At 70.0% G+C, this 11,779-nt stretch carries 8 protein-coding genes; 7 read left to right on the top strand and 1 reads right to left on the bottom strand.

The annotated features are described in order from the left end of the window. Nucleotides 1–3: 3 nt before the first annotated feature. Nucleotides 4–876, bottom strand: a complete 873-nt coding sequence (gene purU, locus ABZT93_RS16185) for a formyltetrahydrofolate deformylase (protein WP_356104552.1) — start codon at nt 874–876, stop codon at nt 4–6. Nucleotides 877–1,146: 270 nt separating this feature from the next. On the opposite strand from purU, the gene ABZT93_RS16180 reads away from it, so the two are divergent. From ABZT93_RS16180 to ABZT93_RS16150, 7 genes are all read left to right on the top strand, one after another. Beyond that, nucleotides 1,147–2,751, top strand: coding sequence for a metallophosphoesterase family protein (locus ABZT93_RS16180; RefSeq protein ID WP_356104549.1), 1,605 nt, complete (start codon nt 1,147–1,149; stop codon nt 2,749–2,751). A 464-nt stretch (nt 2,752–3,215) separates the two neighbouring features. Next, nucleotides 3,216–4,313, top strand: a complete 1,098-nt coding sequence (locus tag ABZT93_RS16175) for a LacI family DNA-binding transcriptional regulator (RefSeq protein ID WP_356104546.1) — start codon at nt 3,216–3,218, stop codon at nt 4,311–4,313. 255 nt (nt 4,314–4,568) lie between these two features. Further along, complete coding sequence (locus ABZT93_RS16170) at nt 4,569–5,954, top strand: extracellular solute-binding protein (protein WP_356104543.1); 1,386 nt, start codon at nt 4,569–4,571, stop codon at nt 5,952–5,954. 1 nt (nt 5,955) lies between these two features. Next, nucleotides 5,956–6,831: a sugar ABC transporter permease gene (locus ABZT93_RS16165; protein WP_356104540.1), complete on the top strand. Its 876-nt coding sequence runs from the start codon at nt 5,956–5,958 to the stop codon at nt 6,829–6,831. Next, a complete protein-coding gene (locus tag ABZT93_RS16160; RefSeq protein WP_356104537.1) occupies nt 6,828–7,751 on the top strand; it encodes a carbohydrate ABC transporter permease in 924 nt (307 codons plus the stop codon). The genes ABZT93_RS16165 and ABZT93_RS16160 overlap by 4 nt, the downstream gene beginning before the upstream one ends. Before the next feature lie 28 nt (nt 7,752–7,779). After that, nucleotides 7,780–9,903: a beta-galactosidase gene (locus tag ABZT93_RS16155; protein WP_356104535.1), complete on the top strand. Its 2,124-nt coding sequence runs from the start codon at nt 7,780–7,782 to the stop codon at nt 9,901–9,903. A gap of 32 nt (nt 9,904–9,935) precedes the next feature. Next, nucleotides 9,936–11,741, top strand: a complete 1,806-nt coding sequence (locus tag ABZT93_RS16150) for an RICIN domain-containing protein (RefSeq protein WP_356104532.1) — start codon at nt 9,936–9,938, stop codon at nt 11,739–11,741. Nucleotides 11,742–11,779 lie beyond the last annotated feature (38 nt).

Genomic DNA, 11,779 nt, shown 5'->3' with positions numbered 1-11,779 from the left:
CGGTCAGCGGAAGACCACCGTGCGATGACCGTTGATCATGACGCGGCTCTGGCTGTGCCACTCCACGGCCCGGGCCAGGACCTGCGCCTCCACGTCCCGCCCCAGGGTGACCAGACTCTCGGCGCTCTGGGCGTGGTTCACGCGGATCACGTCCTGCTCGATGATGGGCCCCTCGTCGAGGTCCGGGGTGACGTAGTGGGCCGTGGCCCCGACGAGCTTCACGCCCCGCTCGTGCGCCTGGACGTAGGGCCTCGCGCCCTTGAAGCTCGGCAGGAACGAGTGGTGGATGTTGATCGCCCGGCCTTCGAGCTGTTTGCACAGGTCGTTCGAGAGGATCTGCATGTAGCGGGCGAGGACGACGAGGTCGATGTCCAGGCGGTCGACCAGGTCGAGCAGCCGCGCCTCCGCGTCCGCCTTCGTCTCCGGGGTCACCGGCACATGGTGGAAGGGGATGCCGTAGCTCTCGGCGAGCGGTGCGAAGTCCCGGTGGTTGGAGACGACGGCCGGCACCTCGATGCCGAGCGCGCCGGTGCGCTGCCGGAAGAGCAGGTCGTTCAGGCAGTGGCCGAACTTCGACACCATGATCAGGGTGCGGGTGGGGGTGGAGGCGTTCCGCAGCTGCCAGGTGATCCGGTACGCCTCGCCGACCGGCGCGAAGCCGGTCCGCAGCTTCTCCAGGGTGGTGCTCGGGTCCGAGACGTCGAAGTGGACGCGCATGAAGAAGCGGTCCTGGAGCCGGTCGTCGAACTGCTGGCTCTCCTGGATGTTCCCGGAGTGCCGGACCAGGAAGCCGGTGACGGCGTGGACCAGACCGGAGCGGTCCGGGCAGGACAGGGTGAGGACGAACTCGCGGTCGGGTTGCGGTCGAAGAGACACGGAGTCCTCCCGAGGGCTGCGCATTACGCAACAGTGTGACTGATACGCAACATGGTCCCGGCTGATGCGGCTCCCGGTCAAGTGTTCGCCGCGGAAGCGGCCCACGATCCGGTGGGTGTCAACGGACGGCCCGCCCCCGGCAAAGGCAGCGGCAAGATTTGCCCTCGCGGGCCGCCCCTTCCGGCTCGATGGCCATCTGGCAACGCGGAGTTCACTCATGTGCCGCCGAGGCACGCCAGGGTGCGGTCGTCGTCAGCCAGGGAGGGCATCATGACCGCACAGCCAGGTCCGGGTACGTCGGACGGGTCGACGCAGGCTTCCGAGGGGGTCAGCCGGCGCCACGCGCTGGGCCTGTTCGGTACGGCGGGGGCGGGCGCCGCCGTCACCCCGTTGCTCGGGGCGGGAACGGCCCAGGCCGCCCCGGCGCTTCATCTCACCGCGGACTCGTCCGGCGCACCCCCGGTCCAGGGACTGCACCTGACCTTCGGCGCGGACCCGCGCACCCAGATGACGGTCTCGTGGATCACCGACCGGCCGGTGACCGGGCCGCTGGTGCGCTACGGCACCCTGGAGCACGGCTTCGGCTCCAGCGCGAAGGCCCGGACCGTCACCTACGTCGACGGCACGTCCAGCCGCACCGTGTACGTCCACCACGCCCGGCTGGAGCGGCTCAGGCCGGGCACCGAGTACATCTACCTCGCCACGCACGAGGGGGCCACGCCCGACAGCGGTACGTTCCGCACCGCGCCGCGCGGACGACGGCCGTTCACCTTCACCAGCTTCGGCGACCAGTCCGCACCCCAGGTGACCTGGGCGGCCAACGGCACCCCGGCCCTGGACGCGAACTCCACCCCCGCGACCAAGGACATCGTCACCGGCGTGGAGCAGGTCGCCCCGCTCTTCCACCTCCTCAACGGCGACCTGTGCTATGCCAACCTCGACGTCGACCGCGTGCGCACCTGGAACAACTTCTTCACCAACAACACCCGTTCGGCGCGCTTCCGCCCCTGGATGCCGGCGGCCGGCAACCACGAGATCGAGAAGGCCAACGGCCCGCTCGGACTCGGCGCCTACCAGACCTACTTCGACCTTCCCTCCACCGAGACGGACGCCGAACTCGCGGGCCTGTGGTACGCGTTCACGGTCGGCTCGGTCCGAGTGATCGTCCTCCAGAATGACGACAACTGCCTCCAGGACGGCGGCGACCTCTACATCAGCGGCTACTCCGCAGGCCGCCAACTCGCCTTCCTGGAAAAGGAACTGAAGGCGGCGCGGTCCTCCCGCGACATCGACTGGGTGGTCGTGGCGATGCACCAGGTCATGATCAGCTCCTCCGACGCCAACGGCGCCGACCTGGGGCTGCGCCAGAAGTACGGCCCGCTGTTCGACAGGTACGGCGTGGACCTGGTCCTGTGCGGCCACGAGCACAACTACGAGCGCTCACTGGCCGTCCGCGGAGTCGTCACCGGCAGCGAGACGCTCACCCCGAACCCGGTGTCCGCGGCCACGGACTCCATCGACACCGGCCTGGGCACCGTGCACATGATCCTCGGCGGCGGAGGTGTCTCGGGGACCACCAACCAGAACTTCTTCAAGGACGGCACGGCGAAGGTGATCACCTCGGTGTCGGCGACGGCCGGCGCCAACGGCAAGCGGACGCCCACGTACACCAAGGAGCAGGCGATCTGGACAGGGGTCCGGGACATCGAGCACCCCTACGGCTTCGCCGCCTTCACCGTCGACCCCGGCCGGCACGCGGGCGACACCACCCGCATGCACGTGACCTACTACAACGTGAACAAGCCGGGCGGCGAGCTGTCGGTCTTCGAGACGTTCACCCTGCACCGCCGCCGCTCCGACGGCCACCAGGGGTAGCGGCGCCTCAGTGGCGCAGAGCTGGTGCCGACGGCGGTGACGTCACTGCCGCCGGACGCCTGGACGACGACCCCGTCCGGGCGTCCGGCGTGCCCCGCCCCGGTCGCCCTCGCGGCGAGGTCCGCCGGGAGAAGCGCGAAGTGGCTGCCCGCCGCCCGGACCGTCTCCACCACGACGGCGACCTCGACGGCCCGGAGTCCCCAGTCACCCAACCACGTGTCATCGCAGGTGAGTTGACGGACCACCTCGTCGCCGACACGCGACCGGGACTCCGTCCGCAAGACCGTCCCCCTCGTCGCCGTACCGCCCCGCCGCCTCCTCGATCCTGCGCGAACCCTTGACACGTCCCAGCCGACTGCGTAGATATGACTGCGCAGTCATGACAGCGCAGTCATAGAGGGCGGACAAGCCCTCGACCGACCGCTCTGGCTAGGATCTGAGCCGCCGGACTTCGGGAGACAGCAATGACGCCAGTGGGAGGACAGGGCAGCAGCCCCGGCGCGCCGCGCGCCGTGGATGTGGCCCGGCTGGCCGGTGTCTCGCAGAAGACGGTCTCCCGGGTCTTCAACGGCGAGCGGTATGTGTCCGCCGATGTACGTGAGCGGGTGCTCCAGGCCGCGGAGGAACTCGGTTACCGGCTGAACGGCGCCGCCCGGGCCCTGGCCTCGGGACGCACCCGTTCGATCGGCGTGGTCGCCCTCGGCACCGCCCTGTACGGTCCCGCCTCGCTGCTCATCGGCGTCGAGCGGGCCGCGCGGGACGCGGGCTACGCACTCCGGGTCGTCAACACACTGGAGGGCGATCCGGCGGGCGTCGCCGGGGCCGTGGAGTCACTCCTCGAACAGGGCGTGGACGGCATCGTCGTGTCCGAACCGATCGACGAGGGCTCGGTGTCGCTGAGTGTGGACGTCCCGGTCCTGGTCCTCGGGGCGCCCGCCGCCTTCGGCGGTTCACGAGCCGTGGCGGCGGGTGTCGGCGCCGAGACACTGGCCCGGGCGGCCACCGAACACCTGCTGGACCTCGGACACGCGACGGTCCATCACCTGGCCGGTCCGCAGCGGTGGTTCGCCGCCCGGGACCGGCTCCAGGGCTGGCGGTCGGCGCTCGTGGCACGGGACAGGCCGCAGCCACCCGTCATCGAGGGCGACTGGTCGGCCTCCTCCGGCTACACGGCGGGCCACGAACTCGCCGCCGGCGGGGATGTCACCGCGGTGTTCGCCGCCAACGACGACATGGCCGTCGGCCTGATCCGCGCCCTCCTGGAAGCGGGCCTGCGCGTGCCGGAGGACGTCAGTGTCGTCGGCTTCGACGACATCCCCGTCTCCGCCTACGTCACCCCACCGCTGACCACCGTGCGCCAGCCCTTCGACGCCGTGGCTCAGGAAGGCCTCCGGCTCCTGGTGCAGGCCATCGAGAAACCGGATGCCGAGCCGGCACCGGCGACCGACCCACCGGTCGAACTCGTCGTACGTGCCTCCACGGCACCCCCGCCGACGAACGGGCCGCGTCCGGCCTCCGGTTCGCGCGACTCGGCGCACGCGCCCCCGACCACCACCGACTGACCCACGCTTCCCGGTCCGACAGACAGCCTCCCGAGGGCCGGGAGATGAGCCCGAGCCGTGCTCATCGCCTTCGAACCGCCTTCCACGACCGTGGGCCTCCGCCACGCGACACAGCACGCGCGTGCCGGTCCCGATCCCCGCGTCACCTGCCCGAACCCCCGGTAGCGACGCCGGAGCCGTACCCCTTCCTTCCCACCCTCACGACGCGCCCTCGCCAGGCGTGCCGTCCCTATGCCCTTTCGGCGGGAGTTCACCATGCCCAGAGACTTCGTACCCACGTCCGCCATGAGCCGTCGGCGGTTCCTCGCCGCGACCGGAGCGGTGTCCCTCGGTGCCGCGCTCACCGCCTGCGGTGGCGGTGACTCGGGTGGTTCCGCCGGCTCCACGAAGCCGGTCGGCCAGGCCGACATCGACAAGGCGATGAAGACGCCGACCCAGCTGACCTTCTGGACCTGGGTCCCGGACATCCAGCAGGAGGTCGCCCTCTTCGAGAAGAAGTACCCGGCGATCAAGGTCAAGGTCGTCAACGCCGGTCAGGGCGTCACGCACTACACCAAGCTGCGCACCGCCCTGAAGGCCGGCAGCGGCGCCCCGGACCTGGCGCAGATCGAGTACCAGGCCATCCCCACCTTCACCATCACCGACAGCCTGCTGAACCTGAGCCCGTACGGCGCCTCGGCCCTCAAGGACAAGTTCGTCGACTGGACCTGGGGACAGGTCAGCGGCCCCGACGGCGAGGTCTGGGCGATCCCCCAGGACACCGGCCCGATGGGGATGCTCTACCGCAAGGACATCTTCGACAAGCACGGCATCGAGGTCCCCACCACCTGGGACGAGTTCGCCCACGCGGCCCGCAAGCTCCACAAGGCGGACCCGGACGTCTACCTCACCAACCTCGCGGCCAACGAACCCGCCGCCTGGCACGGCCTGTTGTGGCAGGCGGGCGCCAAGCCCTACGCCACCTCCGGCAAGAGCACCCTGACCATCGACGTCGACGACGCCGTCTCCAAGAAGCTCGCCGCCTACTGGGGCGGGCTCGCGAAGGAGGGCGTCATCAGCACCGACCCCGACTTCGTCGACGCCTGGTACGCCGGCTTCACCAAGGGCAAGTACGCCACCTGGCTCACCGCCGCCTGGGGCCCGGCCTTCCTGTCCGGCTCGGCCAAGTCCACCGCGGGCAACTGGCGCGCGGCCCCGCTGCCGCAGTGGGACGCCGCCAAGCCCGCCTCCGGCAACTGGGGCGGCTCCACCACCGCGGCCATGCGCTCCACCAAGAACCCCATAGCGGCGGCCCAGTTCGCCCAGTTCCTCAACAGCGACCCGGCGAGCGCCAAGTTGTTCGCCACCAAGCAGTTCTTCTTCCCGGCCACCAAGTCCCTGCTCACCGACGCGAGTTTCACCGGAGAGGCGCCCGCGTTCTACGGCGGCCAGAAGGTCAACCAGGTCTTCGCCGACATCGGCGACACCGTCTCGCCCTCCTTCCAGTGGCCGCCCTTCCTCGACCAGGCGGCCACCGACTGGACCGAGACCGTCGGCAAGTCCCTCGCCGACAAGTCCGACACGACCGCCGCGCTCGGTCAGTGGCAGTCGCGCCTGACGACATACGCCAAGAAGCAGGGCTTCACCCTCAAGGGAGCGTGAAATGGCCGCCGTTCGGTCAAGGAGGGCCGGGCCGCTGTTCGTGGCCCCCTTCCTGATCCTCTTCCTGCTGCTCTTCCTCGCCCCGCTCGGCTACGCCGCCTACCTCAGCCTCTTCCAGCAACGCCTGGTCGGCGGCACCGTCTTCGTCGGTCTCGACAACTACGTCACCGCCCTCAAGGACCCCCTCCTCCTGCACGGCGTCGGCCGGGTGGCCCTGTTCTTCCTGCTCCAGGTCCCGCTGATGCTGCTGCTGGCCCTGGCGTTCGCCCTCGCCCTCGACAGCGGCCTGCTGCGCCTGGCCCGCGTGATCCGGCTCGGCATCTTCGTGCCGTACGCCGTCCCGAGCGTGGTCGCCGCCCTGATGTGGGGCTACCTCTACGGCCCCGACTTCGGCCCCTTCGCGCAACTGAGCCGGAGACTGGACCTGCCGGCCCCGGACTTCCTCAGCGGCGGCTGGATGCTGGGCAGCCTGTCGAACATCGTGACCTGGGAGTTCGTCGGCTACAACATGATCATCCTGTACGCGGCCCTGCGGACCATCCCGCACGACCTGTACGAGGCGGCCGCCATGGACGGGGCGGGCGCCTGGCGGATCGCCCGGTCCATCAAACTGCCCGCGCTGCGCCCGGCGTTGCTCCTCACCCTGCTGTTCTCGGTGATCGGCAGCTTCCAGCTGTTCAACGAGCCCAAGCTGCTGATGGCCATCGCCCCGGACGTCATCAGCAGCTCCTACACCGCCAATCTCTACGCCTACTCCCTCGCGTTCACCGGCGACCAGCTCAACTACGCGGCGACGGTCTCCTTCCTCCTGGGCCTGGTCATCGTCATCGCCTCCTACGTCGTACTCCTGACCGCGAACCGCAGGAGGTCCGCATGACGACCACTCTGCGGCAGCCACCGGTGGCCGCGAAGGCCCCGGCCGCACCCGTACGGCACCGGCCCGCCGCCCGGCGCCGCAGCACCCCGCTGACGATCGCCATGCTCGCGGCCCTGGCCTACTTCCTGCTCCCGCTGTGCTGGCTGCTGGTCGCCTCGACCAAGAGCACCCAGGACCTGTTCGACAGCTTCGGCCTGTGGTTCTCGCACGCCCCGCAGCTGCTGACGAACATCAAGGCGACCTTCACCCAGGACGACGGCGTCTTCGTGCACTGGCTGCTCAACACCGTCCTGTACGCGGTCGTCAGCGCGCTCGGCGCCGCCCTGCTCGCGGCAGCCGCCGGATACGGCTTCGCCAAGTTCCGCTTCCGCGGCGACCGGTTGGCCTTCAACCTCGTGCTCGGCGCCATCATGGTCCCGGCGACCGCCCTGGCGATCCCGACCTATCTGCTGTTCGCCAAGGTCGGCCTGGTCAACACCCCGTGGGCGATCATCCTGCCCTCGCTGGTCAACCCCTTCGGCCTCTACCTGATGCGTGTCTACGCGGCCGACGCCGTCCCGGACAGCCTCCTGGAGGCCGCCCGCATCGACGGCGCGGGGGAGGCCCGGATCTTCTTCCGGATCGCCCTGAGACTGCTGGCCCCCGGCCTGGTGACCGTTCTGCTGTTCACGCTCGTGGCGACCTGGAACAACTACTTCCTGCCGCTGATCATGCTCAACGACCCGAATCTGTACCCCGTCACGGTCGGCCTCTCGTCCTGGGCCGCGCAGGCCCAGAACGGCGGCGCCGGCGCCGGCAGCGACATGCTCCCGCTCGTCGTCACCGGCTCCCTGATCTCGATCGTGCCGCTCGTCATCGCCTTCCTGGTGCTCCAGCGCTACTGGCAGAGCGGCCTGGCGACCGGCAGCGTCAAGCAGTAACTCCCCCTGTTCTCCTGGAGGTTCAACGATGGCGGTCCTGCCCGCCCACGTCCTGTTCGGCGCCGCGTACTACCACGAGTACACGCCCGACTACGACCCCGGCCTGCGGCCCGACGAACGGCTGAAGACCGACCTCGACCTCATGGCCGAGGCGAACTTCACCGTGATCCGCGTGGGCGAGTCGGTCTGGTCGACCTGGGAGCCCGAGAACGGCCGCTTCGATCTCGACTGGCTCCAGCCGGTCCTCGACGGCGCCCACGAGCGGGGCATCTCCGTCATCCTCGGTACCCCGACCTACGCCGTGCCGCCGTGGCTGGCCCGCCAGTACCCGGAGATCACCGGCGAACGGCGCACCGGCGAGCGCATCGGCTGGGGCGCCCGGCAGGAGGTGGACTTCACCCACCCCGCGTTCCGCTTCCATGCAGAGCGGATCATCCGGAAGATCGTCGCCCGGTACGCCGACCACCCGGCGGTCATCGGCTGGCAGGTCGACAACGAACCGGGCCTGCACCTCTTCCACAACCACGGCGTCTTCCAGCGGTTCGTGGACCACCTGCGCGCCACGTACGGCGACGTCGAGACCCTCAACCGCGAGTGGGGGCTGGTCTACTGGTCGCACCGCCTGTCCACATGGGCCGACCTGTGGACCCCGGACGGCAACGAACAGCCCCAGTACGACGTGGCCTGGCGGGAGTTCCAGGCCCGGCAGGTCACCGAGTTCATCGGCTGGCAGGCGGACATCGTCCGCGAGTACGCGCTGGACGGGCAGTTCGTCACGACCTGCATCTCCTACACCCGCCAGGGCGTCGCGGACGACGAGCTGGCGGCCCGGCTCGACATCGCCTCCGGCAACCCGTACTACGACATGCAGGACGGCCTCCTGCTGCCCGACCCCACACCCGACGAGCACGAACAGCGCTGGAAGACCACCGGTGTCTGGTCGATGTACCAGACCGCCGACTGGATGTTCTCCTCCCGCCAGGAGCCCTTCCTCGTCACCGAGACCAACGCGAACTCCATCGGCTTCGCCTGGGACAACCGGCCCGGCTACGACGGCCAGTGGCGCCAGGCCGCGTGGGCGCACGTGGCCCGCGGCGCCCGGATGATCGAGTACTGGCAGTGGCAGACCCTGCGCTTCGGCGCCGAGACCTACTGGGGCGGAGTCCTCCCGCACAGCGGACAGCCGGGCCGCACCTACGCCGAACTCGCCCGCCTGGGCGCCGAGTTCGCGAAGGCCGGTTCGCTCGTCGCCGGACTCGAGCCGGACGCCGACGTCACGATGGTCTACTCGACGCCCAGCAAGTGGCTCATGCAGAAGCACCCCCCGCTGGCCACCCCCGACGGCAACCCCGACCCGGCCGCCTACCACCGCATCTTCGACCCCTTCTACCGTGGCGCCTTCGAGTCCGGCCGCCAGGTACGGATCGTGCACGCCCGGCAACTGCACGAGGACACGACACCGGAAGAGACCGCCCGCCGCCACCCGGTACTGGTCGTCCCCGCGCTGTACATCGCCGACGACGCCACCCTCGACCGGCTCGCCGCCTACGCCCACGCCGGCGGTCACCTCGTCCTCGGCCCGCGCACCGGATACGCCGACCACGAGGCCCGCGCCCGGCACGAGAAGGCGCCGGGACGCCTCACCGAGGCCGCGGGGGTGTCGTACGACGAGTTCAGCAACCTCGCGCGGGGCGTCCCCGTGCACTCCGTGGGCCCCCTGGAGCTGCCGGAGGGCGCGACGGCGACCCACTGGGCCGACGCCCTGACCGTCACCGACGCCGAGGTGCTCGCCGGCTACCGGCACCCGCACTTCGGGAACTGGCCCGCGATCACCACCCGTCGGCACGGCGAGGGCCGCGTCACCTGCGTCGGCACGGTCCCGGACCGCGCCCTGGCCCGAGGACTGGCGCAGTGGCTGGCACCCTCGGCCGGCCACGGCTGGCAGGACCTCCCGGTCACCGTCACCGCGACGACCGGCACCGCGTCCGACGGGCGGCGCGTGCACATCGTCCACAACTGGAGCTGGGAGCCGGTCTGTGTCGTCGCTCCCGTGGACCTGACCGACGTCCTGAACGACGCCCCCGTCACCGCCGGAGCCGAACTGGAGCTCGGCGCCTGGGACGTGCGCGTGCTCGTCACCGCGAACAGCTGAGCACCCCCGTGGGCACCCTCAAAGGAGAGGCAATGCAGAGAAGACGGCTGGGACAGACACTGGGCACCTTCGCCGCGGCAACCGCGCTGGCGGCGATCCCCCTGAGCAGCGCGCACGCGTACAACCCGACCGGAGGAATCCTCTACCAGCTCGGCAGCGAACCCTGCCTGAAGGGGCGGGGCAACTGCGCCGTCTACCCCAAGTCGGCGCAACTGCCGAGCGGACGTCTGGTCGCGACCTTCGAGAAGGCGACCGTCGTACCGCAGTCGGGAAGCGCCGACGGAGAGACCCTGCCGGTCTACAAGAGCGACGACCGCGGCACGTCGTGGCAACCGCTGTCGGAGGTGAAGGCCCCGGCCTACCTCTCCACCGACCCCAAGTACGCGAAGTACACCAGCAACTGGACCAACGCGTACCTCTACACGCTCCCGCAGACCGTCGGAAACCTGCAGGCCGGCACCCTGCTGCTGGCGAGTGTCGTGTCGGGCGACGACTACTACTACAAGGAGCACAAGGCCGCCGACCCGAACTGGACGCCCTCCAACGACGGCGACCGCAAGGATCTGGCGATCGCCCTGTACTCCAGCACCGACGAGGGCAGAACCTGGAAGGTCGTCAACGTCATCGCCACCGGCGGCTGGCAGGGTGGCAGCGCGGGCGCGGTCGGCCAGAACATCTCGGCCGCCAACACCAACAAGCAGGTGGACCCCCTCTGGGAGCCCTACCTGATGGTCTACAGCGGCCAACTCGTCTGCTTCTACTCCGACGAGAACGACTACCTCGGCGTCGACCCCACCACCGGAGCCCCGATACCGGACCCCGCGAACGCCACCGCCACCGATTCGCACGGACAGATCCTCGCCCACCGGACCTGGAACGGCTCCAGCGCGAGCTGGAGTTCACCCGTCGTCGACGTCGCGGGACTGAGCGAGGACATGGGCGGCGGCAAGACGGAGATCGGCGGCGGACGGCCCGGCATGACCAACGTCGTCCCCACGTCCGACGGCAAGTGGCTGCTGACGTACGAGTACTGGGGCGGCGGAGCGAACGTCCGGTACGCGCTCGCCACCGACCCGCTGAAGTTCCGCTCCGGCTCCTCGGGCGCGGTCACCTCCCTGCCGGTCGACACCGCTTCGCACCCGCTCGCGACCGGCGGCAGCCCGGTGATCATCAGGCTTCCCGACGGGCGCCTGGTCTACAACGCGGCGGGCAGCGGCAACGTCTGGGTCAACGACAGCGGCAGCAGCACCGGGGTGTGGAAGGAATACCAGACCACCTCGCGAGCGGGCTACAGCCGCGACCTCCAGTACGTCGCCGGGACCGGCCGTATCGCGATCCTCAACAACCAGGACACCTCGACGATCGCCTACGCCGAGGTCGACCTGGGCCGCACCCAGGGCACCTACTACCAACTGGTGAACCGGAAGACCGGGCAGGTGATCGGCACCGGCAACAAGACCAACGACGCGAACATCGGCAACGGGGACGTGCCCGACGTCGACCTGGAGAACGCGGGCGCGCCGGCGAACAAGGACACCCAGTACTGGCACGTGGTGACCGAGCCGAACGGCGGCACGACCCTGCTCAACAAGTCGGGCGGCCGCGCGGCGGCCATCTGGACGGGGAACGCCACCGTCGGGCAGCGGATCGGCCAGTGGGTCGACAACAGCCCGACGGGAAGCTGGAACCTCGTCAGTACGGCCGACGGCTACTACAGGTTCCAAGCGGTCAAGAACACCAGCGTGTATCTGACGGGTGCGTCCGCGGGAGCGCCGCTGACCCTCCAGAACTCCGTCATCGACGGCTCGCAGGACTGGCGGCTCGTCCCGGCCGGCTGAACCCCGGCCGGGTACCGGCGGCGCCCCGAGGCGCCGCC

The sequence above is a fragment of the Streptomyces sp. NPDC005303 genome (genome assembly GCF_040607335.1).
In the GTDB taxonomy this organism is placed as follows: Bacteria; Actinomycetota; Actinomycetes; order Streptomycetales; family Streptomycetaceae; genus Streptomyces.
The sequence above is the reverse complement of the archived record's forward strand: the minus strand, read 5'-3'. Positions and strand labels throughout refer to the sequence as shown.

Bases quoted from the DNA above. Each gene is read 5' to 3' on its own strand.
- ABZT93_RS16165 (WP_356104540.1), top strand. From the start codon at position 5,956: ATGGCCGCCGTTCGGTCAAGGAGGGCCGGGCCGCTGTTCGTGGCCCCC.
- ABZT93_RS16155 (WP_356104535.1), top strand. From the start codon at position 7,780: ATGGCGGTCCTGCCCGCCCACGTCCTGTTCGGCGCCGCGTACTACCAC.
- ABZT93_RS16160 (WP_356104537.1), top strand. From the start codon at position 6,828: ATGACGACCACTCTGCGGCAGCCACCGGTGGCCGCGAAGGCCCCGGCC.
- ABZT93_RS16150 (WP_356104532.1), top strand. From the start codon at position 9,936: ATGCAGAGAAGACGGCTGGGACAGACACTGGGCACCTTCGCCGCGGCA.
- ABZT93_RS16180 (WP_356104549.1), top strand. From the start codon at position 1,147: ATGACCGCACAGCCAGGTCCGGGTACGTCGGACGGGTCGACGCAGGCT.
- ABZT93_RS16175 (WP_356104546.1), top strand. From the start codon at position 3,216: ATGACGCCAGTGGGAGGACAGGGCAGCAGCCCCGGCGCGCCGCGCGCC.
- ABZT93_RS16170 (WP_356104543.1), top strand. From the start codon at position 4,569: ATGCCCAGAGACTTCGTACCCACGTCCGCCATGAGCCGTCGGCGGTTC.